This window comes from Pseudomonas laurylsulfativorans, assembly GCF_002906155.1.
Classification (GTDB): Bacteria; Pseudomonadota; Gammaproteobacteria; order Pseudomonadales; family Pseudomonadaceae; genus Aquipseudomonas; species Aquipseudomonas laurylsulfativorans.
Genome location: NZ_MUJK01000018.1, coordinates 12,511 through 27,867 on the forward strand (window position 1 = coordinate 12,511; position 15,357 = coordinate 27,867).

Annotated in this window: 18 protein-coding genes; 9 read left to right on the forward strand and 9 right to left on the reverse strand. The window is 60.1% G+C overall.

The window, feature by feature from the left end; translation table 11 throughout:
* Positions 1 to 4 precede the first annotated feature (4 nt).
* The gene (locus B0D71_RS29545) at positions 5 to 1,153 is read right to left on the reverse strand and encodes a muconate cycloisomerase family protein (protein WP_165798769.1); all 1,149 of its coding nucleotides are present in this window, start codon (positions 1,151 to 1,153) and stop codon (positions 5 to 7) included.
* 127 nt (positions 1,154 to 1,280) lie between these two features.
* Here B0D71_RS29545 and B0D71_RS29550 point away from each other — a divergent pair, with 127 nt between their 5' ends.
* Positions 1,281 to 2,168, forward strand: a complete 888-nt coding sequence (locus B0D71_RS29550) for a LysR family transcriptional regulator (RefSeq protein ID WP_103397849.1) — start codon at positions 1,281 to 1,283, stop codon at positions 2,166 to 2,168.
* A gap of 192 nt (positions 2,169 to 2,360) precedes the next feature.
* On the opposite strand, the gene B0D71_RS29555 is transcribed toward B0D71_RS29550, so the two are convergent.
* Together B0D71_RS29555 and B0D71_RS29560 are read right to left on the reverse strand one after the other, a co-directional pair.
* Positions 2,361 to 2,600 (reverse strand): DUF1652 domain-containing protein, encoded by a 240-nt coding sequence (locus B0D71_RS29555; RefSeq protein ID WP_103397850.1) that lies wholly within the window; start codon positions 2,598 to 2,600, stop codon positions 2,361 to 2,363.
* A 119-nt stretch (positions 2,601 to 2,719) separates the two neighbouring features.
* Positions 2,720 to 3,619 carry a polysaccharide deacetylase family protein gene (locus B0D71_RS29560; protein WP_103397851.1) on the reverse strand — a complete coding sequence of 300 codons (900 nt, stop codon included), beginning with the start codon at positions 3,617 to 3,619 and terminating at the stop codon, positions 2,720 to 2,722.
* Positions 3,620 to 3,823: 204 nt separating this feature from the next.
* Between B0D71_RS29560 and B0D71_RS29565 the strand changes: the two genes are divergently transcribed.
* Positions 3,824 to 4,504: an SOS response-associated peptidase family protein gene (locus B0D71_RS29565; protein WP_103397852.1), complete on the forward strand. Its 681-nt coding sequence runs from the start codon at positions 3,824 to 3,826 to the stop codon at positions 4,502 to 4,504.
* Positions 4,505 to 4,765: 261 nt separating this feature from the next.
* Complete coding sequence (locus B0D71_RS29570; protein ID WP_103397910.1) at positions 4,766 to 5,041, forward strand: hypothetical protein; 276 nt, start codon at positions 4,766 to 4,768, stop codon at positions 5,039 to 5,041.
* A gap of 48 nt (positions 5,042 to 5,089) precedes the next feature.
* On the opposite strand, the gene B0D71_RS31530 is transcribed toward B0D71_RS29570, so the two are convergent.
* From B0D71_RS31530 to B0D71_RS29580, 3 genes are all read right to left on the reverse strand, one after another.
* Positions 5,090 to 5,236 carry a hypothetical protein gene (locus B0D71_RS31530; RefSeq protein WP_007978995.1) on the reverse strand — a complete coding sequence of 49 codons (147 nt, stop codon included), beginning with the start codon at positions 5,234 to 5,236 and terminating at the stop codon, positions 5,090 to 5,092.
* 66 nt (positions 5,237 to 5,302) lie between these two features.
* On the reverse strand, positions 5,303 to 5,614 hold the full coding sequence (locus B0D71_RS29575; RefSeq protein WP_165798771.1) for an AzlD domain-containing protein: 312 nt from the start codon (positions 5,612 to 5,614) through the stop codon (positions 5,303 to 5,305).
* On the reverse strand, positions 5,614 to 6,312 hold the full coding sequence (locus B0D71_RS29580) for an AzlC family ABC transporter permease (RefSeq protein WP_103397854.1): 699 nt from the start codon (positions 6,310 to 6,312) through the stop codon (positions 5,614 to 5,616). Before B0D71_RS29580 ends, B0D71_RS29575 begins: the two co-directional genes overlap by 1 nt.
* A 168-nt stretch (positions 6,313 to 6,480) precedes the next feature.
* Here B0D71_RS29580 and B0D71_RS29585 point away from each other — a divergent pair, with 168 nt between their 5' ends.
* The 4 genes from B0D71_RS29585 (at position 6,481) to B0D71_RS29600 (ending at position 10,046) form a co-directional block, all read left to right on the forward strand.
* Complete coding sequence (locus B0D71_RS29585) at positions 6,481 to 7,416, forward strand: sensor domain-containing diguanylate cyclase (protein WP_103397855.1); 936 nt, start codon at positions 6,481 to 6,483, stop codon at positions 7,414 to 7,416.
* A gap of 285 nt (positions 7,417 to 7,701) precedes the next feature.
* Positions 7,702 to 8,577, forward strand: a complete 876-nt coding sequence (gene dapA / locus B0D71_RS29590) for a 4-hydroxy-tetrahydrodipicolinate synthase (RefSeq protein ID WP_103397856.1) — start codon at positions 7,702 to 7,704, stop codon at positions 8,575 to 8,577.
* 60 nt (positions 8,578 to 8,637) lie between these two features.
* Positions 8,638 to 9,012 (forward strand): DUF2784 domain-containing protein, encoded by a 375-nt coding sequence (locus B0D71_RS29595; RefSeq protein WP_103397857.1) that lies wholly within the window; start codon positions 8,638 to 8,640, stop codon positions 9,010 to 9,012.
* A 116-nt stretch (positions 9,013 to 9,128) separates the two neighbouring features.
* Positions 9,129 to 10,046: a LysR family transcriptional regulator gene (locus B0D71_RS29600; protein ID WP_103397858.1), complete on the forward strand. Its 918-nt coding sequence runs from the start codon at positions 9,129 to 9,131 to the stop codon at positions 10,044 to 10,046.
* Between the two features lie 10 nt (positions 10,047 to 10,056).
* On the opposite strand, the gene B0D71_RS29605 is transcribed toward B0D71_RS29600, so the two are convergent.
* Both B0D71_RS29605 and B0D71_RS29610 read right to left on the reverse strand, forming a co-directional pair.
* Positions 10,057 to 11,601: a sensor domain-containing diguanylate cyclase gene (locus B0D71_RS29605; RefSeq protein WP_103397859.1), complete on the reverse strand. Its 1,545-nt coding sequence runs from the start codon at positions 11,599 to 11,601 to the stop codon at positions 10,057 to 10,059.
* Positions 11,602 to 11,686: 85 nt separating this feature from the next.
* A complete protein-coding gene (locus tag B0D71_RS29610) occupies positions 11,687 to 12,214 on the reverse strand; it encodes a DUF3087 family protein (protein WP_103397860.1) in 528 nt (175 codons plus the stop codon).
* 234 nt (positions 12,215 to 12,448) lie between these two features.
* Here B0D71_RS29610 and ppnN point away from each other — a divergent pair, with 234 nt between their 5' ends.
* Together ppnN and B0D71_RS29620 are read left to right on the forward strand one after the other, a co-directional pair.
* Entirely contained in the window at positions 12,449 to 13,822 is a 1,374-nt protein-coding gene (ppnN, locus tag B0D71_RS29615) for a nucleotide 5'-monophosphate nucleosidase PpnN (RefSeq protein WP_103397861.1), read from the forward strand.
* A 90-nt stretch (positions 13,823 to 13,912) separates the two neighbouring features.
* Positions 13,913 to 14,353, forward strand: a complete 441-nt coding sequence (locus B0D71_RS29620) for an NUDIX hydrolase (protein ID WP_103397862.1) — start codon at positions 13,913 to 13,915, stop codon at positions 14,351 to 14,353.
* A 182-nt stretch (positions 14,354 to 14,535) separates the two neighbouring features.
* On the opposite strand, the gene B0D71_RS32535 is transcribed toward B0D71_RS29620, so the two are convergent.
* Positions 14,536 to 14,925, reverse strand: coding sequence for a DUF6124 family protein (locus B0D71_RS32535; protein WP_420825155.1), 390 nt, complete (start codon positions 14,923 to 14,925; stop codon positions 14,536 to 14,538).
* Between the last annotated feature and the right edge of the window lie 432 nt (positions 14,926 to 15,357).

Here is a 15,357-nt window from a genome sequence, read left to right on the forward strand (position 1 = left end):
CTCCTCAGGCTTGATGAATGGCTGTGGATGTCTTGTCGCGGCGGAAGAACGCCAGGCGCTCTTCATCCAGGCTCAGGCCCAGGCCCGGTGTCTTCGGTACGTGCAGTTCAAAATCGCGATACACCAGCGGTTCGCTGAGAATGTCTTCGGTCAGCAGCAACGGGCCGAACAGCTCGGTGTCCCACGCCAGTTTGTTCAGGGTGACAAAGGCATGGGCCGAAGCCATGGTGCCCAAGCCACCTTCAAGCATGGTGCCGCCGTACAGGGCAATGCCGGCCGCTTCGGCGATAGAAGCGGTACGCAATACAGCACGCGGGCCACCGTTCTTGGCGATCTTCAGGGCGAACACCGAGGCTGCGCCTTCGCGGGCCAGGTTGAACGCATCCTCCACGCATTCGATGGATTCGTCGGCCATGATCGGCGCCGGGCTCATGGCGTTCAGGCGGGCCATGCCGGCGCGGTTGTTACGCGAGATCGGTTGCTCGATCAGGTCGATGCCGTTGGTACCGAGGATCCGGCAGGCACGAATCGCAACGGCTTCGTCCCAGGCCTGGTTGACGTCGACCCGCACACTGGCGCGATCACCCAGGGCTTTCTTGATCGCAATGACGTGGGCCAGGTCACGATTGACCTCCCCGGCACCGATCTTCAGTTTGAAGATGCGGTGGCGGCGCAGGTCGAGCATTTTTTCCGCTTCGGCGATGTCTTTTTCGGTGTCGCCGCTGGCCAGGGTCCAGGCCACCGGCAGCGCGTCACGTACGCGGCCGCCAAGCAACTCACTGACCGGCAGACCGAGGCGTTTGCCCTGGGCGTCGAGCAATGCGGTTTCGATACCGGATTTGGCGAAGGTGTTGCCACGGATGCTGCGCTCCAGGCGCAACATGGCGGCATTGACGTTGCCGCTGTCCTGGCCGATCAACAGCGGCGCGAAATGCGTGTCGATGTTGGTCTTGATGCTGTCCGGGCTTTCATTGCCGTAGGCCAGGCCACCGATGGTGGTGGATTCGCCGATGCCTTCGATGCCGTCGGCGCAACGCACGCGAATGATCACCAGGGTCTGGTTCTGCATGGTGTGCATCGCCAGCTTGTGCGGGCGGATGGTTGGCAGATCGACGATGATCGTCTCGATCGACTCAATGGCGGTTGCAAGCATTTCGATACCCGTCAGGTTCTTGAAGTTCTGGAATCGATTCTCGTACGGCTTTTTTTGCGATGCCAATATAGAATTGGTCTGACTTGATACCTTTAAGGTATGCAACCGATCCGCGTCTGGAGGCTCCATGGAACTGCGTCACCTGCGTTATTTCCAGGTATTGGCTCAAACCCTCAACTTCACCCGCGCCGCCGAGCTGCTACACATCGCCCAACCGCCCCTGAGCCGGCAGATCCAGCAATTGGAGGACGAACTGGGGGTGATGTTGCTGGAACGTGGCCGACCGCTGAAGTTGACCGACGCCGGACGGTTTTTCCACGAGCACTCCACCGCCCTGCTCGAACAATTGAACAAGGTCTGCGACAACACAAAGCGTATCGGGCTGGGTGAGAAAACCTGGCTGGGTATCGGTTTTGCGCCGTCGACACTGTATGGCGTGCTACCGGAACTGATCCGACGGCTGCGCAGTGGCGAGCCGCTGGAGCTGGAACTGGGGCTTTCGGAAATGACCACCCTGCAACAGGTGCAGGCGTTGAAGGCCGGGCGCATCGACATCGGTTTCGGCCGGATCCGTATCGACGACCCGGCCATCGTCCAGACCGTGCTCACCGAGGACCGCCTGGTCGCCGCCCTGCCCGCCGGTCATCCGTTACTCGCCGGCCCCATCAGCCTGCGGGAACTGGCCAGGGAACCCTTTGTGCTGTACCCCGGCAATCCACGGCCGAGTTACGCCGACCATGTGATCGCGCTGTTTGAGTCCTATGGCGTGAGCATCCACGTGGCGCAATGGACCAACGAACTGCAAACGGCGATCGGTCTGGTGGGGGCAGGAATCGGGGTCACGCTGGTACCGGCCTCGGTGCAATTGTTGCACCGCGACGACATCGGCTTCACCCCGCTACTGGAAGACAACGCCACTTCGCCGATCATTCTCAGCCGACGGGTGGGCGATATGTCGCCGGGGTTGAACCATTGTTTGCGGATGATTGATGAACTGTTGCCGCCCGCAGCTTAAGGAAATAGAACAGGTGGTGATCACCTGTGGCGAGGGAGCTTGCTCCCGCTGGGGCGCGCAGCGGCCCTAAAAGCCATTGCGCGGTTATGCTGAAATGAACGTATGAGCTTTTTGGGGCTGCTGCGCAGCCCAGCGGGAGCAAGCTCCCTCGCCACAGCAAGCGCCCTTACCACAGGTCAGTGTCCACCGGATTCAACCCGCGAAGGCCCGGCGTCCTGCCTTCATCTCGGTGCGCAACTCACCGACAAAATCGGAGATGGCGCGCACGCTGGTCAGTTCGGCTGTCGAAACGCCACTGATCAACAGCTCTACCCGCCCGGTGACGGGCTCGTAGACTTCGATGCGCAGCAGTCCAAGACTCTCCGTGCATTCGCACGACATCGGCTCAAAACCGGACTCTACGATGTTGCAAAGCACTGAAATCGGAACCATGGCCGGGGCCTCGGCGACAGTTGATCGGATTGGATCCGTCTCAGCATAGTTACACTTTCCGACACTGCAACAGAATCATTCGCAATGAGTGTTATCCGGCTCTCATTTTCTGCAGGTTTTTAACGGGCGTTTGCGCCCCAGATCCAGTTCCAGAACCCCGGCAACTCGACTGGCTGCGAACCGTCGCGCACGGTTCGCGCCATGGCGGCCCGCAGCAATGCGGCCTGATCCTCGTAAAACGGCTTGTCCGCGGTTTTCACCCCGGTCTCCCGGGCGCTGTCGAGCAGTATCTGCAAGTATTCACGGGTATGCCGGGCGGTATAACGGTTGAGGTCGTGGAAGGTCACCACCACCGGAATCACTCCATCGACCACCGGCAGTTCGCCACGGGCAATGCGTTCGCGCACTTCGGACATCGAGCGCAGCATGTGCGAGCGGCGCCGGGGGCTGGCGTTGAAGCCCCAGATCTTGCCGTCATTGGCGCTCAAGTCCGTCAGCAATACGTGCAGGCCATGCTGCTGATAAGCGGCGAAGGTGCGTTTGTCGTAGTTCCAGAATGGCGGACGCAACAGGATTGGGGGGGCGCCGGTAATCACCGCGATGTCGGCACTGCCATCAGCGAGGGCCTGTTCCAGCACCTGCGGCTCGAGCGAGCGATGATTGGTGTGCCAGGGCGTCGCCGTGTGAAAGCCCAGGATATGACCTTCGGCGTGTTCGCGCCGCATGATCTCCCGGCCCAACTCACTGCCACCTGCTCGCGGTGCCCGGGTTTGCACGAAGAACACAGCCTTGATCCCCGGTTGCAGCGGGTTTTGCGCCAGGCTCTCAAGCACCGTGACGGTCGGATTCCACCAGCTCGATGCACTGGGGCCGTCGTCGAAGGTCAGAAGAAAGCGGATCGGTGGTTGTGCACTCAGACGCTGTTCGGTCTGCGCGGTCATTTCGATGGGAGCCGCAATGCACCCCAGCAGACCAACTGCCATGGCGCATACCGTTAAAACCTTGAACAAGTGCTTCATGTTTTGCCTTGGGTCAGACCATCACGGTCACGCTTCAATTGGCCAGAATCCTTCACCGGATCATCCGTCCTTACCCCCATTGGGCGGCGGGTCGAGGTTGGATAGGGTACACAGGGTTTGGTTCCGGTGCTTGCCAGGCCCGTTTCGTCGCGAGCTACTAAACTGAAATCTCCGGTCAGAGCGTCTCAACCAGAGTGTCAGGCCATGTGTGGACGACTGTCGCAATACCGCGGGATTCACGACTTCGTGGCGGTGCTGAGCATCCCCGACGCGCTGATCAACCACGTCGGCAACGAACCCCTGGCGCACTATAACGCCGCGCCCACCACGCAACTTGCCCTGCTGCATCTGGAGAATGAGCGGCTGCATGCCGACGCCGTGCGCTGGGGTTGGCGCCCGCACTGGGCGACGGACCGCGTGGCACCGATCAATGCCCGGGTCGAGAAGGTCGCCCACGGTCCTTACTTCCGGGCAGTCTGGCCGCATCGCGCGATCTGCCCGATTGATAACTGGTTCGAATGGGTCGACGCCGGTGACGGCAACAAACAACCGTGGTTGATTCGGCGGCGGGATCGCAAGCCGGTTTTTTGCGCGGCGATCGGCCAATACCCCGTTGGCGGAGCCCCGCACAGAGAGCACGACGGTTTCGTCATCTTAACGGCCGACAGCGCAGGTGGCATGCTTGACGTGCATGACCGACGCCCGGTGGTGTTCTGCCCCGAACTGGCGCGGGAATGGCTGGACCCGGCCACGCCCAAGGAACGCGCCGAAGAAATGGCCTTATCCCAGGGCGAGGCCAGTGACGTATTCGAGTGGTACAAGGTCGACAAGGCCGTTGGCAATGTCAGGAACCAAAGTGCCGCGCTGATCAATAAAGTTTCATGAACTTATCAATAACGACAGTAAGGCAGTCATTAATAACATTCGTATATACGGGTATTGGCTCTACAACGTCAGGACGTGTGTTTCAAACAAGTAACAACTCAACTGGGACGTTTGTACCGCCTGTCAGACTCTGTAGTCGAAATAGATACAATCCCAGCAACTACGGCTAGCATTCGCGCCGGATTTCCGGCAGCTCAACTAGTTGACCAAAGAGTCAACAAGCAGGGAAATCTCATACAACTTGCCTTGCAGAGAACGAAATTGCGCGACGACAATAAAAACGATCGGGTCGTGGGTCTGGCGTGCGTTCATCTTACAAAGACGGAGCACTACCAACTCGACTGCTTTATCAAGCAATACATACAAACCCGCAACCTGCGATCTGTTCCCGATATCCATGAAATCCTGAGTTCAACCCTTGAACACTATCCGGGCAAACCGCCGGTGATGGTCAATGAACTGAACGCCTGGATCGACAAGACATTGGGATATCGCGCAGCCCACCCCGAATTTCCAGAGGTCCTGGAACAAGGGTGATCACGACAAAGCCCCGCTCAAAAGGCGGGGCTTTGTCGTATGCGCCGGTCAGAACTTGCGGTCAGGCTCTGACAGTTCCGTACCGTCGTCAGGATGCTTCCAGTCCGGTACCGAACGCTTCTGCTGCTCAATCTCTTCTTCCGTAGGTTCGTCCACGTCCTCTTCCGGGTCCGGACGCTTGGGTTCATTGGCCATGTTCACCTCTCTTCCTGAAGGGATCGCTCATCAACTTTAAGCGTAGAACAGATCGCCCTGCCCCGCTCACAGCCACCCGCGCAGCAAAAAGAAGAAGCCCATGCTCAACAACATGCTGAGCAACGTATTGCGCGTGTACAGCACCAGCCCGACCGCCACCAGCGAGCTGATCAGATAGGGGTTGTCCCAGTGCAGGTTCAGCTGTTTCTCCGGCATGAACACAATCGGCCCACAGATCGCAGTCAACATGCCCGGCACGGCAAACCCGAGGAACTGCCGGGCATTGCTGCTCAGGCGTACCGGCAGTCGCGGTTCCAGAAAAACATAGCGGTTGAGGAACACCAACACGCCCATTCCGACAATCACAGCCCAGACCATCATGTGCGTCCACCGTAGAATTTATTGCAGACAAACCCGGCGGTCATGCCCGCCAACCCCGACAGCACCAGCGCCGAGCCCCATTGCCAGTAGCTGAACAGCACCGAGCAGAACAGCGACACCGCCACGCACACCACAGTCGGCACATTGCGCACCACCGGGGTGATCAAGGCAATGAAGGTGGCCGCGATGGAGAAATCCAGGCCAAGGTGTTCAAGGCCGGGAATGCTGCTGCCGAGCACAATGCCTGCCAGGGTGAAGAGGTTCCAGGCGATATAGAACGTCAGGCCGACACCCAAGGCGTACCAACGGTTGAATTGCTGTTTGTCGTGCTGGCTGGTCAGGGCGAACAGCTCATCGGTGAGCAAGAACCCCAGCCCCGCACGCCAGCGCCCCGGCAACGGAGAAATCACCGAGCGCAGGCTCATCCCGTAGAGCAAATGCTGGGAGGTCAGCAGCAAGGTGGTGAGCAAGATCGAAAAAATCCCGGCACCGCCCTTGAGCATGCCGATGGCCACCAGTTGCGCGGCACCGGCAAACACAATGCTCGACAGGCCCTGGCCTTGCAGGGGTGTGAGGTTGGCTTCAATGGCCATGGAACCGGCCAGCAAGCCCCAGGGCGCGGTGGCCAGGGACAGCGGCATGATCGCTGCGGCCCCGCGCAGAAAGGCGCTGCGCGGCATGAGTGAGTTGGGCATGACGTTCTACAGACAGGGAAAGACCTGAGACTGTGCCAGCACTCGCGGCCGAAGGCTTGAACAATCTTGCTCACTGATACGACTGCATGCCATTCATCGGCTACCCGCTTGATTCGCCTCGGTGGTAGCAACATGATGGCGCTGCATTTTCATCGAGGCCGGCCCTTCATGAGTTCAGTCGAAACCGACAGCGACGTTTACAAAACCCTGCTTGAGTCGACCAAGGCCATTCCCTGGCGCATCGACTGGAAAACCATGACGTTCAGTTACATCGGGCCACAGATCGAAGAACTGCTGGGCTGGAAGCAGCACAGCTGGGCTTCGGTCAATGATTGGGTCGAGCGCATGCACCCGGATGACCGCAACTACGTGATGGACTTCTGTGTCTCACAATCGCGGGCCGGCATTGATCACGAGGCCGACTATCGCGCGCTGACCGAAAGCGGCGAGTACGTGTGGATCCGCGATGTGGTGCACGTGGTGCGCAAGGACGGTGAAGTCGAGGCGCTGGTGGGTTTCATGTTCGATATCAGCGAGCGCAAGAAAACCGAAGAACACCTGATCCGCCTGCAAAAGCAGCTTGAAGAGTATTCCTTCCAGGACGGCCTGACCGGCATCGCCAACCGGCGCATGTTCGACACCGTGCTGGAACGCGAGTGGAACGCTGCCCAACGCACCGGCTTGCCGTTGTCGGTGATCGTGCTGGATATCGATTACTTCAAGCAGTACAACGACCATTACGGCCACATCAAGGGCGACGATTGCCTGCGCCGCGTCGCGCAAACCCTGTCGATGGCTGCCAACCGACCGCGGGATTTCATCGCCCGGATCGGCGGTGAAGAGTTTGTCTGGCTGCTGCCGGAAACCGATGCCGAGTCCGCGCGGCTGGTGGCGCACAAGTGCCTGCACCTGATTCGCCAACAGCAGATCCCCCATGAATTTTCGAACGTTTCGCGGCTGTTGAGTATCAGCCTCGGCGTCGGCACCACCCTGGCATCGATGCATGTGACGGCCCTGGAATTCGTCGAACAGGTCGATCACCTGCTCTACAAGGCCAAGCACAATGGCCGCATGCGCGCTGAGTTCGCTGACTTTCGTGATTGACAAACGGCGCGCCGGCTTTTAAAACTGGACGCCTCACTCAGGGTGTAAGCACGTATGTCCGCAACCTTCGACCTCAACACTTCCGTCATTGGCTTGATTGCCAAGGCGCAAGGTTGCGTTGCGAACACCCTCAAATCGAAGAAACAGTCGCTCATGTGACCGGGGCGCGCTGTCCCGTCAGATGAGCTGACAGGACATTGAGCGCGACGGACCACCCTCCCCTTGCTTACTCTCCCTCTACGCTCCTGACGGTGACGAAATCGGTCAACCATCAGGAGAAAGTGCATGTCTGCGTTTCAAGGTATCTGGGTTCCACTGGTCACACCGTTTCACAACGGTGCCATCGATTTCGCCGGCTTGCGCCGGCTGGTCAGCCATTTGCTGGAGAGCGGCGTCGACGGCCTCATCGTTTGCGGCACCACCGGCGAACCGGCGGCGATGGGCAAACTTGAGCAACTGGCGGTGCTCGATGCGGTGCTGGAGCTGGCGCCTGCGCAACAGGTGGTCATGGGCCTGGCCGGTAACAACCTCAGCGAGTTGTTGCAGTTGCAGAGCGAGATCCTCAAGCGACCAGTGGCTGGCCTGCTGGTGCCGGCGCCGTATTACATCCGTCCGTCCCAGGCCGGTCTCGAAGTGTTTTTCCGCACGGTCGCCGATGCCTCCAGCGTTCCGCTGATTCTCTACGACATCCCATACCGTACCGGCGTGGCCTTCGAGCAGGCGACCCTGCTCAATATCGTCGCCCACGAGCGCATCGTCGCCATCAAGGATTGCGGCGGTAACTTCTCGAACACCCTCGCCTTGCTCAACAGCGGCCAGGTCGATGTGCTGTGCGGTGAAGACAACCAGATCTTCAACGCCCTGTGCCTGGGCGCCAAAGGCGCGATTGCCGCGTCGGCGCATGTCCATCCCGAACTGTTCGTGCAGTTGTACCAGCAGATCCGCGACAACCGGTTGGCGGATGGCCGCGCCACATTTTTCCGTTTGCTGCCGCTGATCAACAGCCTGTTCCTGGAGCCCAACCCGGCCCCGGTGAAAACCGCGCTGGCCCTGCAAGGCTTGATCGGTGATGAACTGCGTGCACCGATGCAACGCAGCAGCGAATCGATGACCGAACGCTTGAAAGGCGTGCTCAGCGCATTGGAGCGCGACAATCGATAGAGCCCCCGCCAACGGCCCGAGTACCATGGAGCGATTCGTTCAGCCTTCAGGGGCACCGACATGCTGTACCGAATCGCCGCAGACGGGCTGATGCTGTTTCACTTGCTGTTCATCGTGTTTGTGTTGTTCGGCGGGTTGCTGGTGCTCAAATGGCGCCACCTGATCTGGTGGCATCCGCCGGCCGCGCTGTGGGGTATGGCGGTGGAGTTCTTCCACCTGCCCTGCCCACTGACCGACTGGGAAAACCGCATGCGCCAAGAGGCCGGGCAAAGCGGCTATGGCGGTGGGTTCATCGAGCATTACATTTGGCCGGTGATTTATCCGGCGGGCCTGACGCCCGGGATTCAACTGGGGTTGGGCAGCGTGGTGTTGGTGATCAATTTTCTGGTCTATCTGCGACACTTCAGGCAATGGCGTTTGCGCCGAACGTCCTGAATCTGTAGGAGCTGGCTTGCCAGCGATGGATCGGGAATCTTGCATCGCACTTGCGGACGTCATCGCCGGCAAGCCGGCTCCTACAGGGTTGCGATTTTCGTTTGAGGATTTTGCACATGCTGTCGACCGAAGACCTGGCGCTGCTCGAAGCGATCCGCGAAACCGGCAGCCTGTCGCGGGCGGCGGCGCACCTGGGCAAGGCGCCGTCGACCGTGTCCTATGCGGCGCGGCAACTGGAGGAGCGCTTCGATGCGTTGTTGTTCGACCGCCGCCGCTACCGTTTGCAACTGACCCCGGCGGGCGAGTTGCTGGTCAACGAAGCGGCGCGGCTGATGCAGGACGTCTCGCGCCTGACCCAACGGGTCCAGCAAGTCGCCAATGGCTGGGAGAGCCGCTTGTGGATCGTCACCGACGAACTGCTGGAGTTCGAGACCCTGATCCCGGTGATCGACGAATTCGACGCGCTGCAATCCGGCGTACCGCTGCGCATCACCCAGGAAGTACTCAAAGGGGTCTGGGAGGCCCTGCGCGAAGGCCGTGCGGACCTGGTCATTGGCGCCACCAATGAACCACCGGCCATTGCAAACTTGCGCTGGATGCAACTGGGGGAAATGGAATGGGTGTTTGCGGTGTCGCCCAAACACCCGCTGGCCAAGGCCAAGGGCCCGATTACCCGGGCCATGGTCGCGCAGCATCGGGCCATTGTCGTGGCTGACTCCTCCAGAGTCACCGAGGGCAGCACCTACGGCGTCACCGGCGGGCAAACGGTGCTGGCCGTGCCGACCATGCGCGCGAAAATCCTCGCCCAGTGCAATGCGCTGGGGGTGGGTTGGCTGCCGCGGCACCGGGTTGGCTCGCTGCTGAAAAACGGCACGCTGATCGAGAAGCCGATGGCCGACCCGCGCGAGCCAAACATCCTGTACGCCGGCTGGCGTGGGGACCATGACGGTCGCGCCTTGGGCTGGTGGCTGGAGCAGCTGAAAAAACCCTACCTGGCCACCCGACTGGTTCAGGGAACAGACCGGTTTACTTGACACCTGACGTTCAGTTGGCAATCACGCTCATGTTCCGCCCACTGGCCTTGGCCACGTACAGCGCCTTGTCTGCTGCACCCATCAGTTCTTCGGGGCGGACCTGGGACGCGGTATTGCAGGCACACACGCCAACGCTGACGGTCACGGCGCCTTCCGGGCTGTCACTGTGGGCAATGTCGGCCTGCAGCACCGCGCGGCGAATTTTCTCCGCCACCAGAAATGCCCCCACGTAGTCGGTGCCGGGCAGCACCACGGCGAACTCTTCGCCACCATAACGGGCGGCCAGGTCACCGGGGCGCTTGATGTTGTCCGTGATGATCGCACTGACCTTGCGCAAACACTCATCACCGGCCAGGTGGCCGTAGCGGTCATTGAAGGGTTTGAAATGATCGACATCGATCATCAGCAGCGCCAGCTCGGTCTGGTTGCGTCGGGCGCGGCCCATTTCGGCATCGATGAAAGCGTCGAGCTGACGCCGGTTGGCCAGCCCTGTCAGCGCGTCCTCCAGGGCCAGGCCTTCGAGGTTGCGATTGACCGCCAGGAGCTTGTCCTGGGTGTCCAGCAACTCGACCTGCACCAGGTTCTGCTGCTTCATCAGCTTGATCAGTCGGAACCCCAATACGCCGAGAACACTCAGCAACAGCGCGACGATGCCGGCGCTGAGCAGGGTTTCCCGGCGCCAACTGGCCAGCACTTCATCCTTGTTCAACGCGGTAAACACGATCAGCGGATAACCCTCGACCCGACGATAGCCTATCACCCGCTCGACACCGTCGATGACCGACGTGATCGTGGCCGTGCCCGCATCGCCCTTGGGCAACAACTGAGTGAACAACGGGCTCTTGGCCAGACTGGTGCCGATCTCCGTCTCCTTGAAGGGCCTGCGAATGACAATGCTGGCATTGTCGGCGATCAGGTTGATCACCCCGTTACTGCCCATGTCGATGCTGTCGTAGAGCTGCAGGAAATGACTGAGGTAAATCGTCGCCAGCGCCACCCCGGCAAAGCTACCGTCGGGATGATTGACCCGGCGCGACACCGTCACGATCCACTCACCGCTCGAACGGCTCTTGATCGACGGCCCGATGTGCGGCCCGCGACTGGGGTTGTCGCGATGGAAAATGAAGTATTCGCGGTCGGAATTGTTGACGCCGGTCTGGCCGGCGCCATTGGAATTGGCGATCCACTGACCTTTTTCGTCGAAAACGAACAAGCCGTGGAGCTGGCTCAACTCACCGCGCTGAGCGTAGAGCAATTGCGGCAGCCGGGATTGATCCACGCCGTCGTGTTCCAGACGATCGACCAGGGTAAACAGCAGCGTATCGGCCTGCTTGATCGTTGCCCGCGCTTGCGATGCCAGGGTCTGCGCAAGGTTGGACATCGCCACTTCCTTGTCATGCAGCTGGTACTGGCGTGAACTCCAGGCCTCCCAGATCACGATAATCATCATCGACAGGCACACCGCCACCAGCAGTATCACCGCCGAGCGGACTTTGAGCCGGGGCACGGCTGGCCGAAGCATTTGAATATGATCGTTGATCGATGGATGTCCCATGGTGCTCCCTGGGTGTCTATGACAGGGCGAGCCGTCCTGACCGCCGTTTTTTGCTCACTATGCCCGATCCGGGCTCGCAATGATGTTAGCGCGATGCCTGCTTTACCGCCTCCAGCCACGCCGGATCCAGCCGTATCTGTTCGGTTTCGATGCCCTGCGCTTGCATCCGTTCCTTGTGCTGGTCCATTTCACGGATCAACTGGGCGTGGTCGCTGGAGTTGCCATCGAGCTGATGCATCTGGTTCAAGCCCAAATGGTAGAAACGCAACAGCTTCATCGCAACCGGATCACCCCGCTCCACGGCCGCCGTTACATGATGCATGACATTGGTGATGCTCATCAGGCTGCGCTTGAGTTGCCAACTGTAGACCGCAGGCTTCATCCATTCCTGGCGCCAGAACACTTTGCGCATCAGCGCCGCCATCGCCAGCACCGCGACAAACACGCCACCGACGTTGAACCGCAGGTTGTCGCCCCCCGGCGTGCCGAACAGTGCCACCGCCACCGAGGACAACAGCATCGCCAGCGCGAGAAAGATCAGGGCGATGATGACCGTGCTGCGCCGCGTCTGTTGCCGGTAGGTGTCGGCGTTCATCGGCTGGATTTCGAACATTGCGTCGGGTTTCCTGAGCTTCAATGGTAAAAAGGGGTCTGAGGCAAAAAGACTGCGGGCCATTATCGCCTCTGCGAAGGATTTAGCTATGCTGGGGCTCCTTTTCATCTTTTCATCGTCAAGCGAGGGACATGGCGAGACCGCGCAGTTCGTGCCATCTTCTTTTATGAATACACATTATTCGGATGCCATTCGTTGTTGCTGTGTGAATGACATCGTTTTAAGGATTATTGAATGACCCAACGCCAAGTTATCAACGCCTCCGTCAGTCCCAAAGGCAGCCTGGAAACGCTCTCGCAACGAGAAGTCCAGCAATTGAGCGAAGCCGGTTCCGGCAGCACCTACACCCTCTTCCGCCAGTGCGCCCTGGCCATCCTCAACACCGGCGCCCATGTCGACAACGCCAAGACCATCCTTGAAGCCTATAAGGATTTTGAAATCCGCATTCACCAGCAGGACCGCGGCGTACGCCTGGAACTGCTGAACGCCCCGGCCGACGCCTTCGTCGACGGCGAAATGATCGCCAGTACCCGGGAAATGCTGTTCAGCGCCCTGCGTGACATCGTCTACACCGAAAACGAACTCGACAGCCAACGCATCGACCTGAGCAACTCCCAGGGCATCAGCGACTACGTCTTCCACCTGCTGCGCAACGCCCGCACCCTGCGTCCCGGCGTCGAGCCGAAGATCGTGGTGTGCTGGGGCGGGCACTCGATCAACACCGAAGAGTACAAATACACCAAGAAAGTCGGCCACGAACTGGGCCTGCGCAGCCTGGACATCTGCACCGGTTGCGGTCCCGGCGTGATGAAAGGCCCGATGAAAGGCGCGACCATCGCCCACGCCAAGCAACGCATCCACGGCGGCCGCTACCTGGGCCTGACCGAACCTGGGATCATCGCCGCCGAAGCGCCGAACCCGATCGTCAACGAACTGGTGATCCTGCCGGACATCGAAAAACGCCTGGAAGCCTTCGTCCGTGTCGGCCACGGCATCATCATCTTCCCGGGCGGCGCCGGGACGGCCGAAGAGTTCCTGTACCTGCTGGGCATCCTGATGCACCCGGACAATAAAGGCCTGCCCTTCCCGGTCATCCTCACCGGGCCGAAACACGCCGCGCCGTACCTGGAACAACTGGACGCGTTCGTCGGCGCCACCCTGGGCGACGCCGCCAAGCAGCACTACCAGATCATCATCGATAACCCGGCCGAGGTGGCACGGCAGATGACCTTGGGCCTCAAGGCGGTCAAGCAGTTCCGCCGCGAGCGCAACGATGCTTTCCACTTCAACTGGCTGCTGAAAATCGACGAAGGCTTCCAGCGCCCGTTCGACCCGACCCACGAAAACATGGCCAGCCTGAAACTGAGCCTCGACCTGCCGGCCCACGAACTGGCGGCCAACCTGCGCCGCGCGTTCTCCGGCATCGTCGCCGGCAACGTCAAGGACAAGGGCATCCGCCTGATCGAAGAACACGGGCCGTACCAGATCCGTGGCGACGCGGCGATCATGCAACCGCTGGAGCTGCTGCTCAAAGCCTTCGTCGCCCAGCACCGGATGAAACTGCCGGGCGGCGCGGCGTATGTGCCGTGTTATCGAGTGGTGGCGTAACCCTTTCGGCAGCGCTATGCCGATGTAAGCCTTGCCGTCGCGAGCCGCAGCGAAAGCTGCGGCTCGCTTACTTCTATGGAAAGAAAAAACATGCGCCAACGTGATTCAGCGCGACTGCTGGTAATCAATCCTTCGAAACAGGTTCTGCTGTTTCACTTCCAACACAAAAACGATGCCCTCGCCGGCCAAAGCCACTGGGCGACACCCGGTGGCGGGCTTGAGCCGGGTGAATCCTTTGAGGCTGCGGCGGTTCGTGAACTGTTTGAAGAAACCGGACTGAAAGTCGCTGCCGTAGGCGACAGCGTTGCCGAGCGGCGTTTTCCGATGATGCTGCCCAGTGGTGAAACGGTGCTCTCGGTTGAACGGTATTTCGTGGTTCACACCGACAACGAACGCCTGTCCCGTGAGGGGTGGACGGCTCACGAAGTTCAGGTAATGGCGGACCATAAATGGTGGTCGCTGGCAGAGCTGCGGGAGACCCGCGAAACGGTGTGGCCGGAGCGGTTGATTGAGATGTTGAAAAACGCCTGAAGCGTTCCGGCGTACACGAACCCTGTGGCGAGGGGGCTTGCCCCCGTTGGGCTGCGCAGCGGCCCCAAAACAGGCGATGCGGCTTTTCAGGCCGACCGCGCTGAATGGTCTTACGACTGCTTCGCAGCCGAACGGGGCGGTGCGGCGGTCCGACAAGCCCCCTCGCCACAAAAGCTCGGTATTCAGTCCAATGGAGCAACGTTGTCCAACGCGCGATTGACTGCCAGATCCGCCAGCATGATCACCTGCTGGATGCCCAACAACATGCTGCGCTGCGGGCCGTCCAGGAATGTGGCGAAATCACTGGCCATGACGCTTGCAGAAGCCAGCGATTCACAGGCGTGGGCCAACAGGCTTTCGGTGTCGATGTTGGGCGCGATGATGAACATTGTGCTGGGGTTGTGGGGTGTGGTGCTTTTGAGGATGGCGGGTTTGAGGTGAAGAGCGGAAGCACGTTGAGTGGTGCTTCGGTTGCTGACTCGGGGGGATTGGGTGTGGGTTTGATCATGGTGAAGCTCCTTGATTGATGGAGCCGCCACGATTCGCTGCGAAACGAAGAAGGTGGCAGCCATACGCAGGTTCGCAGACCGGGAATCAAGGAACCCGGCAGACCCGAAAGTCTCCCGCGCACAGCCGCCATAACGCAAAACAATGGGCGAACAAAAAGCGCCAACTGCAAAGGAACGGTGGCGCTGAGCGCCTTGATTGACCCGGGCTGCGAAACCCGATCGCTGAATTCCTACAACCCTGTCTGACAGCCACAATGCTTTGTGGCGAGGGAGCTTGCTCCCGTTCAGCTACGCAGCAGTCGCAAATCCATTCAACGCGGCCTGTCTGACAAACTGCATCGCCTGATTTTGGGGCCGCTTCGCGACCTAGCGGGAGCAAGCTCCCTCGCCACATTGCTGGTGTGAGCCAGAAGATTTTTATCGGATGTAATGCCGCCATCGCTGGCAAGCCAGCTCCTACAGGGATCGGGTACATCAGGGGAGAGCCTGGTCGGC

Excerpts from the sequence above, each read along its gene's own strand:
- B0D71_RS29555 (WP_103397850.1), bottom strand. The coding sequence starts at position 2,600 with ATGGTTCCGATTTCAGTGCTTTGCAACATCGTAGAGTCCGGTTTTGAG.
- B0D71_RS31530 (WP_007978995.1), bottom strand. The coding sequence starts at position 5,236 with ATGGCCAATGAACCCAAGCGTCCGGACCCGGAAGAGGACGTGGACGAA.
- B0D71_RS29550 (WP_103397849.1), top strand. The coding sequence starts at position 1,281 with ATGGAACTGCGTCACCTGCGTTATTTCCAGGTATTGGCTCAAACCCTC.
- B0D71_RS29610 (WP_103397860.1), bottom strand. The coding sequence starts at position 12,214 with ATGTTCGAAATCCAGCCGATGAACGCCGACACCTACCGGCAACAGACG.
- B0D71_RS29545 (WP_165798769.1), bottom strand. The coding sequence starts at position 1,153 with ATGCTTGCAACCGCCATTGAGTCGATCGAGACGATCATCGTCGATCTG.
- B0D71_RS29600 (WP_103397858.1), top strand. The coding sequence starts at position 9,129 with ATGCTGTCGACCGAAGACCTGGCGCTGCTCGAAGCGATCCGCGAAACC.
- B0D71_RS29595 (WP_103397857.1), top strand. The coding sequence starts at position 8,638 with ATGCTGTACCGAATCGCCGCAGACGGGCTGATGCTGTTTCACTTGCTG.
- B0D71_RS29575 (WP_165798771.1), bottom strand. The coding sequence starts at position 5,614 with ATGGTCTGGGCTGTGATTGTCGGAATGGGCGTGTTGGTGTTCCTCAAC.
- ppnN (WP_103397861.1), top strand. The coding sequence starts at position 12,449 with ATGACCCAACGCCAAGTTATCAACGCCTCCGTCAGTCCCAAAGGCAGC.
- dapA (WP_103397856.1), top strand. The coding sequence starts at position 7,702 with ATGTCTGCGTTTCAAGGTATCTGGGTTCCACTGGTCACACCGTTTCAC.
- B0D71_RS29605 (WP_103397859.1), bottom strand. The coding sequence starts at position 11,601 with ATGGGACATCCATCGATCAACGATCATATTCAAATGCTTCGGCCAGCC.
- B0D71_RS29565 (WP_103397852.1), top strand. The coding sequence starts at position 3,824 with ATGTGTGGACGACTGTCGCAATACCGCGGGATTCACGACTTCGTGGCG.
- B0D71_RS29560 (WP_103397851.1), bottom strand. The coding sequence starts at position 3,619 with ATGAAGCACTTGTTCAAGGTTTTAACGGTATGCGCCATGGCAGTTGGT.
- B0D71_RS29585 (WP_103397855.1), top strand. The coding sequence starts at position 6,481 with ATGAGTTCAGTCGAAACCGACAGCGACGTTTACAAAACCCTGCTTGAG.
- B0D71_RS32535 (WP_420825155.1), bottom strand. The coding sequence starts at position 14,925 with ATGGCTGCCACCTTCTTCGTTTCGCAGCGAATCGTGGCGGCTCCATCA.
- B0D71_RS29620 (WP_103397862.1), top strand. The coding sequence starts at position 13,913 with ATGCGCCAACGTGATTCAGCGCGACTGCTGGTAATCAATCCTTCGAAA.
- B0D71_RS29580 (WP_103397854.1), bottom strand. The coding sequence starts at position 6,312 with ATGCCCAACTCACTCATGCCGCGCAGCGCCTTTCTGCGCGGGGCCGCA.